The sequence below is a fragment of the Chitinophaga sp. genome (assembly GCF_019236475.1).
Lineage (GTDB): Bacteria > Bacteroidota > Bacteroidia > Chitinophagales > Chitinophagaceae > Chitinophaga.
This window is the reverse complement of the sequence record NZ_JAFAIX010000005.1, coordinates 290,814-316,287: the sequence shown is the minus strand read 5'-3', so window position 1 is coordinate 316,287 and position 25,474 is coordinate 290,814. Positions and strand designations below refer to the sequence as shown.

The window sequence follows — 25,474 nt, the reverse complement described above, 5'->3', positions numbered from 1 at the left end:
TGAAAGGAATTTGTTTTGCCAATTTGAATTAATGAATTTTAGGATATGCTAAACAAGATTATTAGCTTTTCTGTAAAGAACAAGCTAATTGTAGGGCTATTCGTACTTGCACTCATCAGTTGGGGCGGATATGAAGTTACGCGCCTGCCTATAGATGCAGTACCAGATATTACAGATAACCAGGTACAAGTTATCACCGTGTCTCCAGCATTGGGAGCTCCGGATGTAGAACGACTCATTACCTTCCCCATAGAACAGGCCTGTAGTAATATTCCCGGCCTGAAGCAGATCCGCAGCTTCTCCCGCTTTGGGCTGAGTCTTGTGACCATCGTATTTAACGATGCCACCGATGTCTATTGGGCTCGGCAACAGATTGCAGAGCGATTACAGCAAGTAACCAGGGAAATCCCCGCTGGTGTAGGCGCTCCGGAAATGGCCCCAGTGACCACCGGACTTGGTGAAATTTATCAATATGTATTACGCCCCAAACCTGGCTATGAGGCTAAATATGGCCCGATGGAGCTACGTACCCTGCAAGACTGGATTGTACGTCGTCAGTTGTTGGGAACCCCCGGCGTGGCCGATGTCAGTAGTTTCGGTGGACTATTAAAACAGTATGAAATTGCGGTGAGACCCGGACAGCTCAAAGCCAATAATGTCACTATTGCAGAAGTGTTTGACGCCCTGGAAAAAAATAATGAAAATACCGGCGGCGCTTATATTGAAAAAGGACCAACGGTATTGTATATACGTAGTGAAGGGTTGACCAAAAGTATTGCCGATATCGAAAAGATTGTGGTCAAAACCTTGTCCAATGGCATGCCAGTGCTCATTAGAGATGTGGCCACTGTGCAACTGGGTGCAGCCACCCGCTATGGCGCTATGTGCTATAACGATAAAGGAGAAGTAGCCGGAGCGGTAGTTATGATGCTGAAAGGAGAGAACTCTTCTGCAGTGATCAAGCGCGTAAAAGAGAAAGTAGCACAGATACAGCAATCACTACCGGAAGGCGTCATTATAGATCCATTCCTGGATCGTACCAAAATGGTGAATAATGCCATCAGCACGGTGGAAACGAACCTGATAGAAGGAGCGTTGATTGTGGTGTTTGTACTGGTATTTTTCTTGGGGAATCTGCGGGCCGGTTTGATCGTGTCTTCCGTAATCCCCTTGTCAATGCTGTTTGCCATTACGCTCATGAATATGTTCGGGGTAGGTGGTAACCTAATGAGTTTGGGCGCGATTGATTTCGGATTAATCGTGGATGGTACGGTGATCATTGTAGAAGCCATCCTGCACCGATTTACGCATTCGGAGAAGTTCCGAACACTGATGCAGATTGATCAACCTACCATGGATGAGGAAGTGAATACGAGCGCCGGACAGATGATCAAATCCGCTGTATTCAGCCAGATCATCATCCTCATTGTTTATATCCCTATTTTGTCCTTACAGGGTATTGAAGGGAAGATGTTCAAACCAATGGCGCTCACCGTAGGTTTCGCCATATTGGGTGCATTCCTGCTCTCCATTACTTATGTACCGATGATGAGCGCACTGTTTCTTAGCAAGAAAATCAGTCATAAGCCAAGTATAGCCGACAGGATGATGACCTGGCTGGAAAGTCGTTATCAGCCACTATTGGCGAAGGTGATGTATTATCCTAAAACCATTATTGCCAGTGTATTAGTATTGTTTGCTATCGCGGTATTTATCTTAGGAAAAATGGGCGGTGAATTTATTCCCCAACTGGAAGAAGGCGATTTTGCTGTTGATACGCGATTGCTCACCGGTAGTAACTTACACACCACCATTGCCGCAACACAGAAGGCTTCCTCCATATTGTTGAAGAAGTTTCCGGAAGTACAGCAAGTGGTGACCAAAATCGGTAGCGCGGAAATACCTACAGATCCGATGCCATTAGAGGCTTGTGATATGATGGTGATCCTGAAACCCAAGAAGGAATGGACTTCAGCGGGATCTTTCCCTGAACTGTCGGAGAAAATGACGAAAGAATTGTCGGCCATACCTGGTATTAGTGTAGGTTTTCAGTTCCCGGTACAGATGCGTTTCAATGAGCTAATGACTGGAGCAAGACAGGATGTTGTTTGTAAGATCTATGGGGAAGACCTGGATACGCTGGCCCACTACGCCAACAAGTTGGGAGAAGTGATTAAAACGGTCCCTGGGGCCACCAACCTGTATGTAGAAACCGTAACTGGGATGCCACAGTTGGTGATTACCTACGACCGTGATGCGATGGCGCAATATGGCCTGAATGTTAGTGATATCAACCGGGTAGTGAATACCGCATTCGCCGGACAAACAACCGGATTGGTATATGAAGGAGAGAAGAGATTTGATATGGTGGTACGCCTGGCCAATGATGCCCGTCAGGATATCAGCGATGTACAAAATCTGCTCATACCTACCAAAACCGGTAACCAGATACCCTTGCACCAGGTGGCCAAAGTAGAAGAGATAGAAGGCCCTAACCAAATTCAACGCGAAAACACCCGCAGAAGAATCATTATAGGTTTCAACGTAAACGGAAGAGATGTGCAGTCGATCGTGAAAGAGTTGCAACAAAAAGTAGCGACCAAAATGAAGCTGCCACCGAATTATACCATGGTATACGGTGGTTCTTTTGAGAACCTGACCGCCGCGAAACAGCGACTTTCCATCGTAGTGCCGATAGCGTTATTCATGATATTCATGCTCCTTTATTTTGCCTTTAACTCCATCAAGCAAGGATTGTTGATTTATACGGCTATTCCATTATCAGCGATTGGTGGTATCCTAGCCTTATGGATACGTGGTATGCCTTTCAGTATATCCGCTGGCGTGGGATTCATTGCCTTGTTTGGAGTGGCCGTATTGAATGGTATCCTCCTGGTAACGGAGTTCAATCGCCTGCGAAGTGAAGGCTGGACAGACATGAAGCAGATTGTATTGTATGCCACCAAAAGCAAGCTACGAGCGGTGTTGATGACGGCCTTGGTACCTTCGCTGGGTTTTATCCCGATGGCAATCAGTAAAGGGGCAGGGGCGGAAGTACAGAAGCCGCTGGCCACTGTAGTAATAGGAGGCTTAATGATATCTACCATGCTGACATTATTCGTGCTGCCGGTATTTTATATCCTGTTTGATAAAGGATTTAAATTTTTCCGTAACAAACAGGTAATAACGGTAACGGCTATATTAATTTTATCTTTCCCCTTAGCCTCTCATGCGCAGGAGAAAGTGTCTTTGGATACCGCCCTGCACCGTGCGTTACAGCATAACTTGCACGTGCAGGCTGCAAGAGTGGGAGAGCAGTATTATCAGACTTTGAAGAAAAGTAACCTGGATATTGACAAAACCAATATTGGATTTGAATATGGGAAGATAAACAGTATTGCCAACGACAATCGTTTCACTGTTTCCCAGGGCGTGCAATTTCCGACTGTTTATCAGCGGCAAAGAAATGTCAACCTGGCAAATATTGCCATCAGCAAAGTCAATACACAGTTAAGGGAACAAGATATCAAGGTCGCAGTAAAACAATTATATTATGAATTGCTGGTGATGCAACGTCGGGAGCAATTGCTGGTAGAAGCGGATAGTATGTACAGTGTTTTCCTGCAAAAGGCTTCGTTGCGTTTTAAAGTAGGCGATACCGATATCTTGGAAAAATCAACCGCTGAAAACCAGCGTCAGCAGATCGCTAACCAGTTGGCGGTATTAAGAACAGATTATGGGGTGGCACTCAATCAGTTTCGTATCCTGCTGAATGAACAGCAAACCGTGGTACCGGAGCATGATAGTATCGTATATAGATTACCGTTATTACCTGATACCAGTGCGGTGGATAATACGCCTACAATTGCCATGCAGCATTCCTTGGTTAATAAGAGTAAAGAGGAATATAAGCTGGAAAAGAGTCGCCTGTTGCCTACATTGAACCTGGGTTATTATAACATGAGCATCATTGGTTTGCAGCCGATCGGTAACCAGGAAGTATACTTTGGCGGGGCTGATCGCTTTTCTTCTGTGAGTGTAGGCGTGGGCGTGCCTATTTTTGCCACTGGGCAACGTGCTCGTATTCGGGCGTCCAATGTATATATGTTGCAGCAGCAACGGGAGCTGGAAGCCACTAGGCAAGTGATGGGAACGGCGCTAGAGAATGCCCTGGAGTTGTATAAACGTCATGTATCACTGTTACAGAACTATGAACAAGTGACACTACGTAATGCGCAACTAGTTATCAATGCTGCCAATAAACGCATGGTAAGCGGTGAAATAGGTTACCTGGAATGGGTGATACTGATCAACCAAGCACTAGACATGCGTAGCAGCTATTATAATACCATCGAGCAGTTGAATAATGCTGCCTTTACCGTAGAAAAATTGAGCGGAAATATTTAAAAAACAGCCGTCGGATGAAAAAGACTATCATAATACTATATACATGTAATGCGCTCCTGATGGCCTGCAACAGCAAACCACAGGAAGCAAAAGCGCCGGCAACAGTGGCCGCCGCAACTGATACGGTTACCAATACTGTAGAACTGACGCCTGCGCAATTGAAGAATGGAGATATTCAAACAGGTACCGTTACAGAGAAAACAATGCATTCATTGCTGCGTGTAAACGGTGTGGTGGATGTACCTCCGCAGAATGTGGTATCCGTAAGTATGCCCCTAGGTGGTTATCTCAAAACCATGAAACTGTTGCCAGGTATGCCTATCACGAAGGGGCAGGTGCTGGCTACGTTGGAAGATCCGCAGTACATCCAGTTACAGCAGGATTACTTGATGGCTAAAAGTAAACTGCGCTACCTAGAAGCGGATTACCTGCGCCAGAAGGAGCTGAATGAATCCAAAGCCAACAGCGATAAAGTGTACCAGCAGGCAAAAAGTGAGTATGAAGGACAACGGGTAACCGCCAGCGCCCTGCGGGAGAAGCTCCAACTGATCAACATCAACCCGGATAAACTCAGCGATGCGAACATCACGAAATCTGCCAGCATTTATTCGCCTATTTCCGGGTTTATTACCAAAGTGAATGTGAACACAGGGAGGTATGTAAGTCCTACGGAAGTGCTATTTGAGCTGATCAATCCGGCTGACCTGCATCTCAGCCTGACTGTATTCCAGAAAGACTTGCAATACTTATCTGAAGACCAGCAGATTGTTTGCTATGCGGTGAATAACCCTTCAGAGAAGTACACTGCTAGTATCCATCTGATCACGAGGAATGTGGATGAGAGTCGTAGTAGTGAGGTGCACTGTCATTTCGATAAGTACGATAAGAAATTAGTGCCAGGGATGTTTATGAATGCGGAGATAGAGCTGAATAATGTGCATACGCCAGCGGTGCCAGAAGGAGCGGTGGTGAAATGGCAGAATAAAAATTATGTATTTCTGGTAGATGATAAGCACAAATTTACCATGACACCCGTAGAAATAGGTACTACCTATGACGGCTATACGGAAATCAAAACGGATTTATCTGGTAAAACGTTGGTGACCAAGAATGCATATACGTTGCTGATGCAGTTGAAGAATTCAGGAGAAGAGGAATAAGAAGCCTACGCCCTGTCGTCCTTGCCCAGCGGGCAGGGGTGATGTAAATCAAAAAATGGAGGTAAAACGCTCCTGCCTGTTGTCCCTGCCCAGTGGGCAGGGACAACAAAAAAAATAAAAAAATGCCGGGGCGTCACAGACGTCCCGGCATTTTTTTGGGAGATAACTACTTCACCGCCATGATAGAATACATCATGGGGAGTTTGCCTTCTAGTCCTTTGATCTGCCACTTGCCTCGGAACACCTCCACTGTGTTGGAGAAGCAGTTATACGGAGAATAATCGAACTCGTGGAAGAAGGAGATATGTAGTCCGGCCCTGATGAGGGCGTTCAGTATTTCAGAGATAGGATGATTCCAGCCATATTCTTTACCATAAATGGGCGCGTTTCTATCTGCATAAGAACCTTGTTGATCTGTTTCAATCACGCCGGTATTAAAGTAACCATATTCGATCGATTGAAAGTCGTCTCCATACATCCAAATCATCGGATGAAAATCTGCCATATAGAATCTACCGCCTGGTTTGAGATAATGCGCTACGATGGTAGCCCATTTATCCAGATCGGGGAGCCAGCCGATAGTGCCGTAGGATGTAAAGACGATATCAAAATGGCTGTGTAGATGTGTTTTCAGATCATATACGTTGCTGCAGATGAAATGAGCGGGGATTTCCACTTCTTTAGCCAATTTTTGGGCATGGTGGATCGCATTGTCAGAGAGGTCCACTCCCGTAACGATAGCGCCTTCACGGGCCCAGGAAAGCGTATCCATACCGAAGTGGCATTGGAGGTGCAGGAGAGATTTATCTTTGACAGCGCTGAGTTCTGTCAGTTCTATTTTGTTGAGTGTGGTAGCTCCTGCTTTAAAAGCGGGTACATTATAAAATTCGGAATCCAAATGTAAAGTGGTCCATTGATTCCAGAGCGATTTATTGGCGTCGAAATACTGTTTAATATCTTCCATGGGTTACGATTTTGTTGCTGATACTTTTTTATCAATTCCTGCGCAGTCATTTTCCCTGTATGCCGCTACTAGAAAAGCTTTATTAAATTTAAGTTACGATTGAATAGTGTCGACTGCGTTATGTTTTTATAAATCCTATTTTCAATTTTCAGGTGTACTAAAGTTACGTAATTCCACCATAGTAAAACCTATGGAACAGATATCCTTTTTCTCTAAACCCAAAATTGAATAATGAAAAACAAACATCTCAAAGCGCTTGCACTGCCAGTATTGGCAGCATTCTTTAGTGCAAGTTGTTCCAAAGAATCCAAGCAGGACGCACTGCAGCAAATCACTGGTAATAAGGCACAGATTGCCTCTACCACACCGGGAGTAGATAGCGCTAATATCTCTTTGAACTGGAGTCAGGGATTGCAGCCTATACAAGGATTTGGCGCCTTCGCCGGACGTGTTACCCCTTTCTTTGAATCTGCCAACAGAGACACGATCATGTCTTTACTGTGGGGCAGCGCCGGTCTTCAGTTGAATATTATTCGGGGTGAAATTATGTACACCTATCCGTTCGACAAATCCACTGGCATCGTAACGATCAAGCCTGCAGGAACCGATATTAGCATCGTTCCTGGGTCTGCGGCTTACAATGCCCTTACTGATGACCAAAAAGCACAGATCTCTCAATTATGGGTGTTGAAAACCGTTAAGCAACGTTATCAGACGCCTATTGCGTTTGCCTCTGCCTGGACGCCGCCGCTCTATATGAAAACCAATACCAGCAGTGTAAGTGGACAAAACTTTAATAGTTTGAACTATAGCTGCTGCTCTACCGATTTCGCTAATTACATTGCGGGATTTGTGAAAGGTTATAAGAATGAAGGCGTTGACCTGTGGGGCGTTTCCCCTACCAATGAGCCAGAAAATGTATTCTCTAGCTGGCCGGCTTCCTATTGGACTTCTTCACATCTCGGTCAATTTGTGTCCAATAACCTGCGTCCTGCATTGAATGCGCAGGGATTCAACAATGTAAAAATTATCGCCTCTGAAAATGCTGCATGGGGCACAGCCAACAGCTTCCTGTCTGCTATGGATAGAAGTAATGTGGACATCCTCGCAGGCCATGGCTATGTAGAACAGGGCGATTTAATCCTGGGGAAACATGGATTTAATCAAAATCCAACCACCTGGAACTACGCTACTGGTAATAAACCAACATGGGTAACAGAAGCTTCGGATGATGGTGGTACCTATGATGCCAGCATGACAGAAGGTTTGAAACTCGCCACCAGCATGCACAAATTCTTGGTGAATTGTAGTGTGAATACTTATATCTACTGGCTGGGTATGCTGGCGTTCCAAAATAATGAGGCGCTGATCTGCACTAAGAGCGATGGTACCTTGGAGTTCCCTAAAACATACGATGTATTGGGTAACTATTCCAGATACATTAAACCAGGCTATTTCCGCTTTGGATCTAGTGTTTCCAATAATAGCAATGTGCTCGTGTCTTCCTATAAAAATCCAACGACAGGCGCATTCAGCATCGTAGTGACTAACACTGGATCTGTACCTGTTAACCTTGCAATGGCATTGTCAGGCTTCACTTCCTCTACTATTACTGGTTATGTAACTTCCGCTGCTAGCAACGACCACTGGGCCGCTACGGCGCCAATTGCAGCCAACAGCAATGGTAGCTTCACCGCACAGGTGCCTGCCACCAGCGTGGTGACCTTCACTGGTACTGCTAATTAATCTTCATCCCTTGTGAATAGTAAGCCCGTTGCAACTGCAACGGGCTTTTTTATTGGTAAGGACTACGAATGGCGGAAATATTTCTATATTTGTTTCCAATACTGTAGAGATAGCGGTCATGAGCTAATCATCAAATTATCAACCAGGCCATTAATTAGTATGAAGAACCTGTATCGACCATGTACTGTCATTGTTGCCTATATTATTATGCTATGTTTGTATACTGGCTGTAAGGAGGGAACAAGGCCCCAAAAGAAAGCTGTAAGAAATATTACAAATAGGCAGGATGCTGCATTTATTCCATTAATTCTCTCTCATGATACGAGTTCAAAACCGGTCATGATGGAAAGGGTAGCCGCTGTCCTGGCTGCATTCGAAAAAGAAAATAATAAAGAGGAAGACCCGTACTACAATTATTTCAGAGGTTACCAGTTTGAACAGAAAAGGGAGTTAGATAGTGCATTGTATTATTACAAGCAGATGGCGCTCTCTCCGGCGGATTCGCCATTGGTTAGTCTGAAGGATTTTTCTGTCTTGGATCTTTCCATTGCTGCCAATAATATCACGAAGGCAGACCAGGCTTCACAGATCCTGGAGGCCATTAAAAGGGCAGAACGGAACAATAGTATATTCCGGTATCGGCTATACGATTTGATGGCGAGGTCCTACTATAACAATGATAAAATTGGCAAAGCCATACTTTATACCCGGTTATATTTTAAACATAATCCTTTTAACCAGCATCCAATCATTCGTCAGCGCTATTACGATATCTCCTTTATGCTAGCTGCTAAGCAGTTGGATCAGGAGTCCATGCAACATTACCTGGACAGTGCCCGTCAACTGGCGATCCAGATTGAGGATAGTATGGCATTAGTACGGACATTCGACTATGAGGCCCAGATATATGCCATTAAGGGAGATCTTTCAAAGGCAACAGCCTGTGAGAAGATTTTTTTTAACTATATGAAGGACCATGACCGACTAAATACATTTGTCTTTAATAACCTTGCTACCAGCTTTGTACGAAATAATCAGCCTGACTCAGCGATTTACTATTATAATGCCTGCATCGCCTGGGCAGTTGAGCATAAAAAGTCGACCAATCTTATTAATATTTATGAAGGACTAACGGAGTCCTACCGGAAAAAAGGAGATTATAAGAATGCACTGGTAGCTTTCAAAAACTCCTATGAAACATATGTAAGAAATAACGATTCGATAGAAGCCGCTAAGATCGAAGAGCTGCATACCCGCTACCAGACAGAGAAAAAGGATCAGGCCATAACGACACTCAAAACAGAGAATGCGTTAAATGAAAAAATCATCTCTCAGCAACGCTGGATATTTTTCGTCATATGTACCTTATTAATAGTGGGCGTATTTTTTATATATACCATCTACCGGCAACGCCTACTCCGAGAAAAAAATGAAAAACTTCTGATAGATAACAAACGCCTACTGTTGGAACAAAAAACCCGGCAGCAGCAACTGAACCCGCATTTTATTTACAATGCAGTGGCCAATCTACAAGGACTTATCAGTAGCGATCGCAAACAGGAGGCTAATGCTTACCTCGTTTCTTTTTCGAGGTTGATGCGGCATATTTTGGAACTAAACCGGCAAGATTTTATTTTGTTGGAAGAAGAAATTACTGCGCTTGAAAATTATATTCGACTACAGCAGATGCGCTTTACTGGGATGTTTGACTACCGCATCGATGCGAATGAATTAGAAATTTCGGATATATTAATTCCTCCCATGCTGATACAACCTTTCGTAGAAAACGCCATTGAGCATGGGTTTAAAACCATTGACTATAAAGGGTTCCTGCTGATTACTTTTCAACAGGTGGCCAAACAACTGGTCATTACCATTGATGATAACGGTGTGGGCATTAAAGCAAATATGCACCAGCATAGCGAAAAGAAATCATTATCGCAGATCATCGTACAAGAACGATTGGATTTACTCTTTAATAAAGAACAGCAACTGGCATATTTTTCGTGTAGCCCCAAACAGGATAGCAACGGATTTGTTGTAATCGTCACCATTCCCCTAATAATAGCTTAAAAAATAGATAGATGACTGTTTATATTCTTGAAGACGAAACCAATATTCAGAAACATATTATAGCGTTGGTAGACCAGCTACCTTATTTACAGTTGGTAGGGTATGCGGCGGATATTGTGAAGGCAGAGAAAGAAATCCCCCAACTGAAGCCTGAGCTGATATTGGCAGATATACAACTGAAAGATGATACCTGCTTTACCCTTTTTAACCGTATCGATGTATCCGGCTCTCAGGTTATTTTCATCACAGCCTATAACGAGTATGCTATTCAAGCCCTCAACCTGGGCGCCTGTGGCTATTTGCTGAAGCCACTGGATACAGAACAGTTTAACGACACTGTTGACCGTTGTTTTAAGAAAACGGAGCAACATAAATTTAACCAGTATCAATTAGAAATTGCTGCCACCCATTATAGGGGGAGTGCCCGCCCTAAGCGGATTGCATTAAAGAGTACCGCCTTTACACAGGTCATCAACATAGAAGATATTGTGTATTGCAGCAGTGATAAGGGATATACCACCTTCTGGATAAATGATGGCACTTCCATCCTGGTATCTAAAGTATTGAAAGAATATGAGGCCGTATTACCAACAGATACCTTCCTGCGTTGCCATCAGTCGTACCTGGTCAATGGTCAATTTGTAAGCAAATACTTCAAAGATGGCTACCTAGAAATGACTACGGGCGACAAAATCCCCGTGTCGGAGCGAAAAAAAGAGGCGGTAGCCAGTTTCTTGGAACGCATGTAAACGCGGATATTTCCCCTTTTTCTGCAAATAATGACCGATTCCCCGCAAATATTAATCAGCTTTTATACCAATTCCTGGGTGCTTTAATTTTAGGTCGTAAAGGGATAAGCCCTGTAATTAACCATATACGAGTGACCTAATGAAATGCATGAGGAGACATAATGCACCCCAAGGTCAGCCGAGATATATGTAGCATGTTCTAAAAAAAACATATATGAAAAAGCTGGAAAAATTAAATGAAAAGAAGGTGGAGAGCCTGGAAACCATCAAAGGTGGTTTAATGGCACTGCAACCTGAATTTGACCTGTCCGATGGTCAGGAAAAAACCACTTACAATGAGCCTTGCTGGAATGGAAAGCATTGGGTTACTGATTGCAGACAAGATCCAAAGTAATCACTGATTTGTTAACTAATTAGAATTAAGAAAACCATGAAAAAATTCCAAAAATTAAACGAAAAGAAAATTGCGTCCCTGGAAACCGTTAAAGGTGGATTAATGGCGTTGCAACCTGAGTTCTCAATGGAAGACTCCGGAGAATCAACTGGAACCACTACGCATACTCCTTCACAAGTGGGAGACGTGTATTTTTGTGATCACAAGAAAGACACTAAAAAATAGCGTCAGCAGTCAGTTAACCTGTTAAGTTAACCTTCAACTGGTACTGAACAAATAACTAGAGGCTGTCCTGCGATGAGGACAGTCTCTTTTGTTAACTGCCTTAATAGTTACCATCATCCATTGTTGACCCATCTCTTTCTTGCAGTTGATGGGCAACAAAATAGCATTATTGATGAACCGGAAAATTCTGATTTTAAGCCAGGCATTCCTGGAAAGCAGCACAGATAACGTGTGTCAGTGGCTGGACTATTACCAGGTTCCTTTCCTGCGATTAAACGGAGAGGATTTATTCCAATGGGAAAGCCTGGATGCGATTCCCCAAAATGAAGACATCGCTGCTGTGTGGTACAGGAGAAAATTATCTGAGTTCCCTTCTACATACAGTCTCAAAGAAGAACATGCGCCTACCAGCTATACCTTAAGAAGATTTTTAATAGATGAATTTAATGGGTTGTATGGTTTATTATTCCACACCATTGACCGACAAAAATGGCTGAATGACCCCATCATAGAGGATAACCTGAATAAACTGCATGTGTTGATGTTGGCCAAGGAATACGGTTTACAAATTCCATTTACAGAGGTAGTTACCAGGAAATCTACTGTGGTAGCACTACTGCAGCAATATCCTGCATTGATTGTGAAGCCCCTGGGAGAATGTATTTTGGTGGAAGATGAAAACGGCACAAAGTTCAAAATGTTGACGCAAGTGATAAATGTGTCTAACCTACAACGCATGCCAGATCAGTTTTTTCCATCTATGGTGCAGGAGAAAGTGGAGAAAAAGTATGAAGTACGGGCCTTTTACCTGGATGGCACTTTTTACAGTATGGCGATCTTCTCCCAAAATAATAATAAAACAAAAGACGATTTCCGCAACTACGATGACGAAAGGCCCAACAGAACGGTGCCTTATCAACTTCCTGCAGTTGTAGAAGAAAAGCTCAGGAAGGTCATGCAGGAACTGCGTTTCGGGACAGGGTCCATTGATTTAATGGTGGACAGACATGGTACCTATTATTTTTTAGAAGTAAATCCGGCAGGTCAATTTGGGATGGTGTCTTTCCCCTGCAACTATTACCTGGAAAAGAAAATGGCACAAGTACTCAGTAAGGCATATTTGTATGAAAAAGAAATTCACCAGTAAACTGAAAGAAAAGAAAATATTACCACTGCCCTTGTATTACCTGGAGGAAGCAGATGCTGATAGTGGCCGATATGTGATTAAGATGGAGAAAGCGAGTAAGATCAATGCACCCGCTTATGAACTGCACAATTTTTATAAGGCTATTTCAAAATTTTGAAGATGGAATATTTAAATATGTATGCAAACTGCCAGTTGGTACATGGGGCGAATATGTCGCTGCTCTGTGATTTGCAGGTGCACAAATTTTATCATCTTCCCAATGATACTTTTGAAGTATTGCAATATTTGAAACAACATTCCATACAGGATTGTATCGCCCATTTCGGAGAAGATAACAAGGAAGCTATTGATAGCTATATCAATTTTGTGGTGAAAAAAGAGATGGGTTTTATAGATGATCGTTTGTTGGAACAACTGATCCCTATTGACTTTCAGTGGGATCGTTTTACACCTATTACCAATGTGATCCTGGAGTATAATGAACAGTTGAATTATAACAATAAATTCATGCGTGATTTATTTGATTTGAATGTGCAAGCACTTGAAATCAGATGTTATCATCATCTACCTATCAATCATCTCCTTCCGCTACTGGAAATGTTCAATGATAAAACATTGAGAGTGATTAAGCTGATACTGCCCTATGATGGCAGTATCAGCCTTAATGACCTGGATGTTGTCGTGAAGAAAAATCCCCGCGTGAAAGCAATATGGCTGCATGATGCTCCTGAACAAAAGGTGGAGAAGGTTTTCAATGATACGGTAGCCGTTGTATCTCTTGCCAGGCAGATTAACTCCTGCATGGCTTGTGGGGAAATTAGCAGCAGCTATTTCCAGTCGAATATGGAGTTGTTCTCCGAAAGCCAACATCACAATACCTGTCTTAATCGTAAACTGTCCATTGACATACATGGCTATATCCGGAATTGTCCTTCTATGGAGGCGCATTTCGGACATATGGAAGAAGTGGAATTATCACTTGTACTGCAAGACCCATCATTGAAAAAGCATTGGAATATTCGGAAAGATGACATCCAAACCTGCAAGGATTGTGAATTCCGGCATGTATGTACGGATTGTAGGGCCTATCTGGAAGAACCTGATAATATCTACTCCAAGCCGTTGAAATGTGGATATGACCCCTATAAAAATGAATGGGATGAGTGGTCTAGGAATCCCCTAAAACAGGCGACAATAGACCATTATGAACTGAGATCATTGGTGAAATAGTATGCGTTTAAAGTTATTCCCAAATTATAGACAGCCGGATGGAAAAGATTGCGGCCCAACCTGTATAAAGATTATCAGCAAGCATTATGGTAAACTGGTAGATTTACAGGCTGTCCGCGAGCTCGCTGAAACCACCAGGGAGGGCAGTTCCCTGTTGGGGCTTTCCAATGCGTCGGAAGCGCTGGGGTTCAGATCCCTGGCGGTGAAAATTGATTTTAATACACTCGTAGAGGATGTACCGCTTCCCTGCATTTGTCACTGGGGGAACCAGCATTTTGTGGTAGTGTATGAAATCAAAGGAAAGGGAGAGCATACCACCGTTCATGTTTCTGATCCTGCATTTGGGTTGTTGCAATATAAAAAAAAGGAATTCGTTGCAGGATGGATGGGTGAAGGCAAACTGGAAACGGATGAAGAGGGCATTGCCTTAGTATTGGAACCTACGCCAGCTTTTCATGAAAATGAATTCAATGAAAAAACAGATAGAAAAAGTTTCGCATTTTTATCTAAATATTTATACCGACACAAAACCCTCCTGCTACAGTTGTCCATCGGATTGTTGGCTGGTAGCGTGTTGTCTTTGATACTGCCATTTCTGACCCAGAGCGTGGTTGATGTAGGCATTCAAAATCATGACTTTAACTTTATCTACCTGGTATTATTAGCCCAGGTAATGCTGTTTGCTGGTAAATTGGCGATAGAAGTCATCAGGGGATGGATCTTATTACATCTTTCTACCCGCATCAATATTTCTATTGTATCCGATTTTTTCATCAAGCTGATGAAATTACCTATCAGCTTCTTTGATACCAGGATGACCGGCGATATTATGCAACGCATCGGGGATCATCAGCGAATAGAACAACTACTCACCAATTCTTCTCTGAGTACACTTTTTTCGCTTTTTAACCTAGTCATCTTTAGTGTAATACTGTTGCTGTATGATTATCGTTTGTTCCTCATTTACTTACTGGGTGCGGTATTGGCAGTGACCTGGATTTCTTTTTTCCTGAAGAAACGCAGGGAGCTGGATTACAAACGCTTTTCCCAAGTAACCCAAGAGCAAAGTAAAGTGATTGAGTTAGTGAATGGGATGCAGGAAATCAAAATGCATAATGCAGAGAAGCAAAAGCGCTGGGGATGGGAGTTTATGCAAGTGAAGTTGTTCAAAATTCAGATCCGGTCACTTACCTTGGAACAGTGGCAGTCGGTTGGAGGAAATTTTATCAACCAGATGAAAGATATCGTGGTAAGTTTCCTGGCGGCCAAACTGGTGCTGGATGGTAAACTCACGCTTGGGATGATGCTCTCTGTGCAATATATCATCGGTCAGTTGAACGGCCCCTTAATGCAACTGATTGAGTTTATCAGGCATACGCAAGATGCCAGGATAGCCATGGAACGTTTAGGGGAGATACATGATAAGGCAGATGAAGAGCCCCTCCAAGAAACGTTGGTAAAAGACATTCCAGAACAGGATATCGAAATTAATAATGTGTCTTTTCGCTATACAGGCGCTAGTACGCCTGTTTTTGAACAACTAAGTCTGCGTATTCCCTATCAGAAAACGACCGCTATTGTAGGGGCAAGTGGAAGTGGTAAAACCACTCTGTTGAAACTACTCATGAAATTTTACGAACCAGGGGAGGGGGAAATAAAGATTGGAAATGTACCGTTGAAGCATATTTCGCCCAGGTACTGGCGGGAGCATTGTGGGGTGGTGATGCAGGAAGGCTATGTGTTTAATGATACCATCGCTGGGAATATAGCCATAGGAGAGGATGATATCGATAAACAAAAACTCAGGCGGGCAGTGGAAATTGCCAATATCAAAGAATTTATTGAAAGCCTGCCATTAAGCTATAATACCAAGATCGGCAACGAAGGACTGGGTATCAGCGGTGGTCAAAAACAGCGATTGTTCATTGCCAGGGCGGTGTATAAATCCCCGCAATATATCCTGTTTGATGAGGCTACGAGCGCATTGGATGCGAATAATGAGAAAGTAATCATGCATAATTTGGAACAGTTTTTCAAAGGTAAAACAGCCATTGTTATAGCACACCGACTCTCCACGGTAAAACATGCAGATAAAATTATAGTCTTGGATAAAGGGAAGGTGGTGGAAGAAGGAAGTCATGAAGAACTGGTGGCGCGGAGAAGAGAGTATTATCGGTTAGTAAAAAATCAATTGGAGCTTGGAAACTAAAAAGGATATACTGGATACCCTGGAACTCCGCTCAGAAGCGGTACAGGACATCATGTCGGAGCCTCCTCACTGGATGGTACGTTGGGGCAATACCGTTATATTCCTCCTACTGCTGTTGATACTCCTCATGAGCTACCTCATCAAATATCCAGTGTTTGTTCCGTCAACCGTAGTGATATCTTCCGAAAATCCGCCAGAGAAATTGGAAGTAAGGGTCAATTCAAAAGTAGAAGAGATCTTTGTGCAAGACCAGCAACAAGTTTCAAAGCAGCAGCTATTAATGGTGCTGCAATCTACCGCAGATTACAAAGATGTGCTGCATTTGAGAGCGATCATGGATACAGTTACCACTGGAAGTTTGGAACATTTCCCTCTCCATGAAACAGCAGGATTTAAACTCGGAGAAATCCAGGCCGATTATAACGCCTTTGCCAAAGCCTTGACAGATGCGCAACTGAATGAACGCCTGCAACCTTATTCGCCCGAATATGTAGCCGCAGAACAAAGTTTGGCCACTTCCAGGAGTAGGATACAAACGTTGCAGCAACAAAAGAAACTAGAAATTGCCAAGCTGGAGTTGTCCCAAAAAGAATTTGATCGTTATCAGCAATTGTTTGGAGAAAAAGTAGTGTCGGCGGCTGAAATGGACCAGGCAAGAATGAAACTGTTACAGGCGCAGCAAAATGTGGAAAACGTGAATATTTCCATTTCCCAGTTACAAGAAAGTATCAGCGGTATCATGAAAATGCGCAGTGGGGCCACCATCAATGCGCAGAAAGATAATATCAATTTCAATGCCCAGGCAGGGCAACTATTTGAACAACTCCGCAAATCCCTCAATGCCTGGGAACAAAATTACCTGCTGCTCTCCTCTATTGATGGTTCCGTCAGCTTCCAACAATTCCTTGGGAAGAACCAGTTTGTGAAACAAGGAGAGGTCCTCTTTTCCATCATGCCCAAAGAAAGAGATCTGCTAATGGGGCGTTTGCAGGTCCCCTCTGTAAATTCAGGAAAAGTGAAATGCGGACAGAAAGTACTGGTGAAGCTAGATAATTACCCTTACCAGGAATTTGGTATGGTAGAAGGAACGGTCCGTAATATGGCTAGTGCGCCGGATAAAAATGGCAATTATTACGTGTATATCCTCTTGCCCAAAGGCTTGCAAACATCCTTTCATAAAAAACTGCCATTCGATAGAGAGCTGAGAGGAAATGCAGAAATAGTTACGCAAGACTTAAGACTCATAGAACGCGTGTTTTATCAATTGCGTAAACTACTAGGTTATCAGTATTAAATAAAAAACCCCGGAAAACTGCGGCTTTCCGGGGTAGGTATAAAGAATGGTTATTTACCTATTTCTTCTCTTCAGCAAAACTAATAGCGTAACCTCCCCCAGGAGCGCAGTATTGGGAGAGTTTTGATTTATTCGTTACCGTTACCTTACGGATCGTATATGCTTGTGGGTTAGTTTTATAATGGGCGTCTTTAGCATCGGCATAAATGGTGGCCGCGTACTTTTTGCCAGGTTCCAGGAAATTCAGGGAAATCGTGGAAGTGCGACTATTCTCGCCTTGTACGCTTCCTATAAACCACTGACCAGTACCTTTTGCTTTACGAGCCACCGTGATATATTGACCAGGCTCCGCTTCCAGGTATTTGCTATCGTCCCAATCTACGGCTACATCTTTAATGAACTGGAATGCATCTTTAAAACGCATGTAATTTTCAGGAATATCGGCCGCCATTTGTAATGGGCTGTACATGGTCAGGTACAGGGCCAGTTGATTGGCGAGGGTGCTGTTTACATGAGAATGGTTATCTGGATTCATTTTGCTGATATCCATTTCGAAGATACCAGGCGTATAGTCCATCGGGCCGCCTACCAGTCTGGTGAAAGGCAGGATAGTCACGTGATTAGGCTTATTACCGCCGAAAGCCTGGTATTCCGTGCCTCTGGCGGATTCGTTGCCGATCATGTTAGGGTACGTACGTGCGATACCAGTAGGGCGTACAGCTTCGTGTGCATTTACCATGATATGGTATTGTGCTGCTTTTTCAATGGCGTACTGATAGTGGTTCAATATCCATTGGCTATAGTGATGTTCGCCGCGAGGGAGCATATTGCCCACGTAGCCGCTTTTTACCGCATCATAACCATTGGCGCGCATAAATTTGTAGGCAGTATCCATATGACGCTCGTAATTTCTAACGGAACCAGATGTTTCATGGTGCATGATGATTTTCACACCTTTAGCCGCAGCATAAGCTTGGAGGGCTTTTACATCAAAATCAGGATAAGGTGTTACGAAGTCAAACACATAATCTTTAGAGTTGCCGAACCAGTCTTCCCAGCCTATGTTCCAGCCTTCTACCAGCACTGCACCGAAGCCATTTTCTGCTGCGAAATCGATATACCTTTTCACATTGGCATTGTTGGCGCCGTGTTTGCCGTTAGGTACCGCTTTGCTGTAATCGGTAACGCCGAGTTGTACGGTAGGGAACTGGTCAGTATATGCCCAGGTACTTTTTCCGGTAATCATTTCCCACCATACGCCTATATATTTAACGGGCTTAATCCAGTTGGTATTGGCAATTTTCGTAGGCTCGTTGAGGTTATATGTCATTTTGCTGGCGAGGATATCACGGGCATCGTCACTAACGATGATGGTGCGCCATGGAGAGTTGCAAGGAGCCTGCATATGGCCTTTATCACCAGTAGCATCTGGTGTGAGCCATGATTGGAAGATCATGTTTTTATCGTCCAGGTTCAGGTGCATGCAGGAGTAGTTAATCAATGCTGCTTCGTGCAGATTGATGTAGATGCCCTCTGCTGTTTTCATCATGAGAGACGTTTGTACACCAGTAGGCGAGAAGGTAGTTTGAGATACGTTAGGGGTAACGGCTTTGGCCATTAGTCCGCGTATTTCTGAGAGTTTGGAAGTGGTGTAATCATATTCTTGGGTATCATAATCGCCGGGAATCCAGAAAGCGGTATGGTCGCCGGTCATGGCGAACTGCGTTTTCTCTTCTTTAATGACGAAGTATGTCAGGTTTTTCTGAGCAGGGAATTCGTAACGAAATCCGAGGCCATCGTTGAAGAGACGGAACCGAACAATGATTTGACGATTGGTCGCCTCTTGGTTCAGCGTAATGGCCATCTCATTATAATGATTACGAATCGTTTTTACTTCTCCCCAAACCGGGTTCCAACTCTCATCGAAGGTGCTGCGATGGGTATCGGCCACTACAAAACCATGAAGGAGCGATTGTTTGTCATCTTTTAATTCCAGGCCAAGGGTACTTTCCTTTACCACTGGTTTGCCTTTGTAAGTCAACTGATAGGTGGGAGTCCCATCTTTCAATAGACTGAAAGTCATCATAAATTTTTCATCGGGAGATTTCAATTCCTGCGCATAGGCATAGCAGTAAGTTATCAGCCACGTGGAAATCAGTAAAAGGTACTTCTTCATATTGATACTTTAATATTTGTCGTCGCAAACCTGAAAACTACTATAACCAGGCGTTTTGTTCGTTGTTGTGTGTATAAGGAAAGACGGCGTTTGTATAAGAAATCTGGACTTTGGTATTTACGGTCAAAAAAGCTAGTGAAATCAGCCCTATAAGGGCAAAAATGATAATTTTTGCAAACGATTGCAAGAATTAGAAAAATTTGTTATTTTAGAGTAGAAGTTATGTTCACCTATGAAGACAGTCCTGCGCTACCGGTTGCAGGGAAGGCCTTGTTAATCAGATGATTTACTGTATTTAAAACCGCAAAACCCTCTTCCATATGAGATTTGTTTTTTACCCACTTCGTAATTTTCACAAAAAGTTACTGCTCTTTTCATTAGTTATCCTGTCTGTATTGCACCTACATGCTGCTACTGTTAATGTTTCTTCCTTATCGGCGTTACAAACGGCCATCAACAGTGCTGTAGCGGGGGATGTGATTATTTTGGCCAATGGCGTATATACAGCCAGTGCGGCTATTAATATCAACAAGCAGGGTACTGCTACACAGCCAATTACTATTCAGGCGCAGACCATCGGTGGCGTGGAGATCAACGGCACTGCCGGGATTACCATCACTGGTTCAGCGAAGTACATTGTTATCAAAGGGTTTAAATTCACTTTCAATGCGAATTTGGCTACCATGGCCAGTACTACCAGTTTTTGCCGCTGGACGCGCAATGTTTTTGAAACCCCCGGCGATGGCGAGAACCTGTTGCTCAACGGCAATGATCATGAAGTAGATTATAATACTTTCCAGCATAAGAATGCCATGGGGAGATTTATTGCTGTCAGAGGTAGTGGCAGCCAGATTGCACAGCGGCTGCATATCCACCATAATTACTTCTATGATCAGGCCGTCCAAACCGCTAATGGCGCGGAAACAGTGCAGTTTGGCCTCAGTGGTTATAGCATGTCTTCTTCCAACAGTTTGTTTGAATATAATTTGTTTGAAAATTGTGCGGGGGAGAATGAACTGCTTTCTGTGAAGTCGTCTGCAGTAACGATCCGTTACAATACTATCCGCAATTGCCCTGCACAGTTTACCCTGCGTCATGGAAATTTCTGCGTGGTGTATGGCAACTATTTTATCAATACGCCAGGCATCCGCATTTTCGGCGATGATCACAAAGTATTCAGCAACCATTTTGAAAATTGTAATCCTGCCATCAATATTGGTAATGGCGATGGAGAGGTAGCAAACGGAGATTTGCTGACGGTGCATGACCGGCCGGACCGTTGTCTCATCGCATTTAACACCCTGGTGAATAATACCACCAATTATGTACAGTCGGGCCGCACAAACGGATTAGGCGCTACTTTCACCACTTTTGCCAATAATATTATCCAGGGCGGCGGGCCGGCAGCTTCTATTGCTGGGCCTTATACAGATGCCACCTGGACAGGCAACATCATCTATGGTACCAATGGGGCTGGCGCAATGCCTTCTGCTGGATATATTACTGTAAACCCAATGTTGGCAAGGGATGCAACGGGTAGCTTCCACTTGCAAAGTGGTAGTCCTGCTATTGATGCTGCCGTAGGCACTTATGCCGGCATTGTTGCTGATATGGATGGACAGCCTCGCTCGGGTACCTTGGATGTGGGCGCGGATGAAGTTTCCGCAGCACCGGTGATCGCGCGTCTCCTCCAACCTACTATGGTAGGTGTAAACGGGGCCGATCCGGTTGATTGCGTACCAGTGATAGCCAGTGCAGACGATGGCAACGTGCCTGCGAATGTGCTAGACGGAGATTTCAACACGCGTTGGTCTGCTAGTGGAAACCCACAATGGATACAGTTTTGTTTAGGTGATACGATGAAGGTCACAGGTGTGAAAATCGCTTTCTTTAATGGCAACCTGCGCAAGTCTACCTTTGATATTAAAGTAGGATATGATACCAGCAACCTATCTACCGCGGCTACTGGCCTGGTGAGCTCTGGTACTTCTACCGCCTTTGAAACATTCAATCTAGCCGTACCTGTAACGGGAAGGTATGTACGAATAGTCGGCCATGGTAATAACCTAAATTTATGGAACAGTTATACGGAAGTACAAATCCTTACCGGTACTGCATTAGCGGCTGCTAAAGCCGCACCTACTGCGGAAACGGTGTTGGAGGTTTATCCGAATCCAGCTTCCAGTCAAGCTACTGCTACATTTGAGCTGAAGCAGCCTACGGTGATTTCCCTGGTGCTGTACGATTATTCTGGCAAAGTGATCAAGAATATAGCAGCCGGACGCGTGTCTGCCGGCAGGCATACTTATCCGCTCTCACTCGATAAACTGAGTGGAAGTACTTATGTGTTGCAGCTCAATTGCAATGGACGCATCATCAGTAAAAAGATTAACCGCCTGTAACCTCATTAAAGGAACATAACTTCTAGGGCCGACTATATGGTTGGCCCTATTTTTTTGCTAGCTTTATGGCTATGGTTTTAACGATTAGTGAATTTATTAGTGAGGTACAACGATTGGGCGGAATACCTAATGCGAATACAGATCAATTGCGGGAGCAATTGGAAGAGCTGTTTGATATAGAAGGATATGAAGATTATTGGAAAGACACCATACAAGACTTAGATCTGCCATATGCGGTAGAAGTCTTTACTAGACTGGAACAAACAGGATATTTCAAATATACTTCACCGGAGCTAAAAGACTTGGTCTTGCTTTATCACATCGTCTGGTTCAATGAGGAAGGTTTATATAACGATAGTCTCCATGGCCCTGAGTCCATCCTGTTGATAGATCGCCGATTTATTTTCTTGGATAGTGAGTATCTCTGTGAACCCGGAGGGTTTCAATTTTTCCTGATCAATCTGAAACTCGCTACAGATGAGATGGGCGTGCCATTGGTGTATGAAGAAAGATGTGAGCAGGATGCTGAAGGGAAATATATTTACCGCATGTCTGTAAACGGGAGGCACTACACGTTTCATCTCGATAGCGAAAACTTCGCACATGCAGCCCTTAAAACCATACTCATCTTCAATAGAGAATTGGAATTGCAACAGCTTCCGGAACGACTGTATCCCATATCCGTAGGCACGGATGGCGCTGTGATGTTATTAACCCCGGAGCAGCAACAGTTGGTGGCTGGCCTGATTCCTGATGTGCAAAATAAACCACTGCCTCTTGAAGAGTGGTGTAAGGTATTTAAGGTGCCTTTCTATGGCGATGATCCAGAGTCGTATCACGTATAATTTCTTACCAACTATAATACACACTAAAATTCCCCGTCTCATTATTTGACAGTCCATTCACTATAGGATTCGTGGTTTTCTGACCAAGAGAAAATCCCCAATGCATATAAGTACCTGTGAGCGCTATATCCAGGTGTGGTAACACTTTATTACGGGAGTAAGGACGTAGGTTGTCTGCTTGTTCAGTGGGATAGGGGACGGAAGTAAATAAGCCGCCATTGACGAAGGAATTGTGGAAATTGGCGGCAATACTAGGTCGAATAGTAGTGTACAGTTGCCAGGGCTTGTGATCGTGTCTCCCATTACTATACTGCTGAAAAAAGCCATCATAATAGGGTTTCATCCAACCGATACGGATATTGGAATAGAGGCCCAGGCCATCTAGCATAGTACCAAGGAAACCCTGCGCACCTCCACTGATCTGCATATGTGGCCCCAAATCCAAGATCTCCTTTTCTACGATAAAATTCAAATTGATCAGGACATCCGTTTTCAATTGGTATCCCCAACCAGCGGGTTTACGATATCCCAAAATACTGTGTAAGAATGTCTGCGTTTCCTTTGCCATGGCGGGTGGCCCCATGACTCCCATGACGAGTTCCGTTTGCAGGTTATATTTCTTAACAGGATTAGAAGAATGAAGAGAATGGGTGAGATACAAGCCCCCGGAGTAATAGTAGTCGGCGGGGTCTGGAATGGGCCAGGTAAGGTAGGTTGGTGTAAACATGACCTGCATAAAGCTATAGCCATAAGTATTTACAGCTTCAGTACCAGCCTTTGGCATCCATATATCCAGGATAGATCGGCTAGGCTTATCCTTTAGGTAAAACAAATCGAAGCGAGTACCATTCGTATAGGCCTGATCGTTATTGAAATGAATGACGTTGATGAAGTCGTTGTCTTCATACAATCTAAACATTCGCTTGTATTCCTGCTTCTCCTGGGCCATTGCGGGAAAGGCCAATCCCAGCAAAATACACCATTGAATAATTGTCTTCATGCCAATCGCCGTTACAGCATGTTAAATTAGTAATTAACAGCAAGGTGCAAAAATAAAGGTTGTCTTTATTGGATGCCCAGGCGTTTCTTTACCTCCATAGGATGGAATCCTGATTTGCGGAAAGGATGGGCTTCTGTATTGAAGACATAATTGTCGGGATTAATAGCATCATTGCCGCCAAACAGTAAATAGTAGTACTTCATCGTTTCAGCAAAGAAGAAGGTAGGGAGCTCATTGTTTTGCTTTTTCGTACGTACGTCTGCGATAGAGGAGAAAGCAATATCGGTTTTGCAGTATTTAATCATGTCCTGGTAGTATTGCTGGCCCATGGCTAAGTATTTAGACTGGCCAGTGAAATAATGTAAATACCAGGCCGACTCAATGATTTCTGGATTTAGATCATACACTGGATTAAAAGGCAATCCCTTTCTATAATCATATTCCATAGGCTCCAAGCCGTATTTATGCCATAAGCCGTTCCAGGCATCTTGGAAAACGGCTGCCCTAGCGGTATCGCCGGCAAGACAGAGCAGTCCTGCCCAGAAAGCATCGTAGAGGGTAACGGTGGTGGCTGTACGCTCTCCGGTATCCATATTGACGCGACCATACCAAATGCCGGTGGCAGTATGATCTGGCATATAGCGGTTGATAGCAATGATGCTCCTGTCCCAGATAGGCTTCAGATCCGGATCTTTGAAGAGTAACCAAGTTTTCAGGATGTATTCATAATAGGAATCAACACCAGCCCCGATGAAGCTGTTGCGGTTAATCCATTCTCCTGTTTCGTTATTGATTTCTTCCCCTACCAGATCTATGGTAGAGCGCTTGTTCCAGAGATAGAGATTCGCTTTTTTAGCTGCCTGGTAATACTTGGGATCTTTGGTGTAATAACTGAGGATACCCATTTCGAACAAATAAGAGCCGGCTTCGGCAGTATTCACTTTGGAACCCTTTACCGCGCCGGTTTTCAGGTTTACCCAGTAGTAGGGGATGCCAGTGGGCGACTTAAACGCTTTTAACAGGCGATCGCCGAAATCTTTTGTTTGTCGTAAGACACGGGGATCTCGCGTAAATTGGTACATGCATAGCAACCCGCCTAATACACGTATATTCACCTCAAAGGTTTTGACATAGATATCTTTATCAAAGCTGACGCTATCTCGGATATATTGTTCCACCTCTTTAGCATATTTGTCCAAATGCATTACCCGCATTGTGCTATAGGCATCTATGGGCGAAATGTGGAGCGATTCCTTATACCAATCCGAAGAGGTTTTAGTCAACGGTTGTAGCACATCATGGCCCCAAGCATAGGTGCGATACGCTTCCCATGATCGGACGAATTCATTTTTTACATCTTCCGCAGTGGGCGTGGTAGTTTGTGCTGTACTGGTAATAGCCAGCAGGCAAGGAATTATTGTTGTGAGGATAAATTGTTTCATCATGTTAGGGG

The 25,474-nt window shown here is 43.8% G+C and carries 18 protein-coding genes; 14 read left to right on the top strand and 4 right to left on the bottom strand.

Annotation, left to right across the window (positions count from 1 at the left end; translation table 11 throughout):
* The first annotated feature begins 45 nt into the window (after positions 1-45).
* Together JO154_RS08570 and JO154_RS08565 are read left to right on the top strand one after the other, a co-directional pair.
* Entirely contained in the window at positions 46-4,407 is a 4,362-nt protein-coding gene (locus JO154_RS08570; protein WP_291943784.1) for a CusA/CzcA family heavy metal efflux RND transporter, read from the top strand.
* Positions 4,408-4,421: 14 nt separating this feature from the next.
* Positions 4,422-5,567 (top strand): efflux RND transporter periplasmic adaptor subunit, encoded by a 1,146-nt coding sequence (locus JO154_RS08565; protein ID WP_291943781.1) that lies wholly within the window; start codon positions 4,422-4,424, stop codon positions 5,565-5,567.
* 166 nt (positions 5,568-5,733) lie between these two features.
* On the opposite strand, the gene JO154_RS08560 is transcribed toward JO154_RS08565, so the two are convergent.
* Positions 5,734-6,531, bottom strand: a complete 798-nt coding sequence (locus tag JO154_RS08560; protein WP_291943778.1) for a bifunctional 2-polyprenyl-6-hydroxyphenol methylase/3-demethylubiquinol 3-O-methyltransferase UbiG — start codon at positions 6,529-6,531, stop codon at positions 5,734-5,736.
* Between the two features lie 231 nt (positions 6,532-6,762).
* Between JO154_RS08560 and JO154_RS08555 the strand changes: the two genes are divergently transcribed.
* From JO154_RS08555 to JO154_RS08510, 10 genes are all read left to right on the top strand, one after another.
* Positions 6,763-8,277, top strand: a complete 1,515-nt coding sequence (locus JO154_RS08555) for a glycoside hydrolase (RefSeq protein WP_291943775.1) — start codon at positions 6,763-6,765, stop codon at positions 8,275-8,277.
* Positions 8,278-8,616: 339 nt separating this feature from the next.
* Positions 8,617-10,350: a histidine kinase gene (locus JO154_RS08550; RefSeq protein WP_291943772.1), complete on the top strand. Its 1,734-nt coding sequence runs from the start codon at positions 8,617-8,619 to the stop codon at positions 10,348-10,350.
* An 11-nt stretch (positions 10,351-10,361) separates the two neighbouring features.
* The gene (locus tag JO154_RS08545; RefSeq protein WP_291943770.1) at positions 10,362-11,099 is read left to right on the top strand and encodes a LytTR family DNA-binding domain-containing protein; all 738 of its coding nucleotides are present in this window, start codon (positions 10,362-10,364) and stop codon (positions 11,097-11,099) included.
* A 214-nt stretch (positions 11,100-11,313) separates the two neighbouring features.
* Positions 11,314-11,493 (top strand): hypothetical protein, encoded by a 180-nt coding sequence (locus JO154_RS08540; RefSeq protein ID WP_291943768.1) that lies wholly within the window; start codon positions 11,314-11,316, stop codon positions 11,491-11,493.
* Positions 11,494-11,529: 36 nt separating this feature from the next.
* Positions 11,530-11,718 carry a hypothetical protein gene (locus JO154_RS08535; protein WP_291943766.1) on the top strand — a complete coding sequence of 63 codons (189 nt, stop codon included), beginning with the start codon at positions 11,530-11,532 and terminating at the stop codon, positions 11,716-11,718.
* 172 nt (positions 11,719-11,890) lie between these two features.
* The gene (gene gwsG / locus JO154_RS08530) at positions 11,891-12,865 is read left to right on the top strand and encodes a grasp-with-spasm system ATP-grasp peptide maturase (RefSeq protein ID WP_291943764.1); all 975 of its coding nucleotides are present in this window, start codon (positions 11,891-11,893) and stop codon (positions 12,863-12,865) included.
* Positions 12,843-13,022: a hypothetical protein gene (locus tag JO154_RS08525; protein ID WP_291943761.1), complete on the top strand. Its 180-nt coding sequence runs from the start codon at positions 12,843-12,845 to the stop codon at positions 13,020-13,022. Before gwsG ends, JO154_RS08525 begins: the two co-directional genes overlap by 23 nt.
* Before the next feature lie 2 nt (positions 13,023-13,024).
* Positions 13,025-14,095 carry a grasp-with-spasm system SPASM domain peptide maturase gene (gwsS, locus tag JO154_RS08520; RefSeq protein ID WP_291943759.1) on the top strand — a complete coding sequence of 357 codons (1,071 nt, stop codon included), beginning with the start codon at positions 13,025-13,027 and terminating at the stop codon, positions 14,093-14,095.
* Position 14,096: 1 nt separating this feature from the next.
* Positions 14,097-16,304, top strand: coding sequence for a peptidase domain-containing ABC transporter (locus tag JO154_RS08515; protein WP_291943756.1), 2,208 nt, complete (start codon positions 14,097-14,099; stop codon positions 16,302-16,304).
* Positions 16,294-17,598: an HlyD family efflux transporter periplasmic adaptor subunit gene (locus JO154_RS08510; RefSeq protein WP_291943753.1), complete on the top strand. Its 1,305-nt coding sequence runs from the start codon at positions 16,294-16,296 to the stop codon at positions 17,596-17,598. The genes JO154_RS08515 and JO154_RS08510 overlap by 11 nt, the downstream gene beginning before the upstream one ends.
* Before the next feature lie 58 nt (positions 17,599-17,656).
* Here JO154_RS08510 and JO154_RS08505 read toward each other — a convergent pair whose 3' ends face one another.
* Positions 17,657-19,774 carry a glycoside hydrolase family 97 protein gene (locus tag JO154_RS08505; protein WP_291943750.1) on the bottom strand — a complete coding sequence of 706 codons (2,118 nt, stop codon included), beginning with the start codon at positions 19,772-19,774 and terminating at the stop codon, positions 17,657-17,659.
* Between the two features lie 320 nt (positions 19,775-20,094).
* Between JO154_RS08505 and JO154_RS08500 the strand changes: the two genes are divergently transcribed.
* Complete coding sequence (locus JO154_RS08500; RefSeq protein ID WP_291943747.1) at positions 20,095-22,176, top strand: chondroitinase-B domain-containing protein; 2,082 nt, start codon at positions 20,095-20,097, stop codon at positions 22,174-22,176.
* Between the two features lie 65 nt (positions 22,177-22,241).
* Positions 22,242-23,021 carry a hypothetical protein gene (locus tag JO154_RS08495; protein WP_291943743.1) on the top strand — a complete coding sequence of 260 codons (780 nt, stop codon included), beginning with the start codon at positions 22,242-22,244 and terminating at the stop codon, positions 23,019-23,021.
* A gap of 4 nt (positions 23,022-23,025) precedes the next feature.
* On the opposite strand, the gene JO154_RS08490 is transcribed toward JO154_RS08495, so the two are convergent.
* Entirely contained in the window at positions 23,026-24,021 is a 996-nt protein-coding gene (locus tag JO154_RS08490) for a lipid A-modifier LpxR family protein (RefSeq protein WP_291943740.1), read from the bottom strand.
* 65 nt (positions 24,022-24,086) lie between these two features.
* The gene (locus tag JO154_RS08485; RefSeq protein ID WP_291943738.1) at positions 24,087-25,466 is read right to left on the bottom strand and encodes a glycoside hydrolase family 47 protein; all 1,380 of its coding nucleotides are present in this window, start codon (positions 25,464-25,466) and stop codon (positions 24,087-24,089) included.
* Positions 25,467-25,474: the final 8 nt, after the last annotated feature.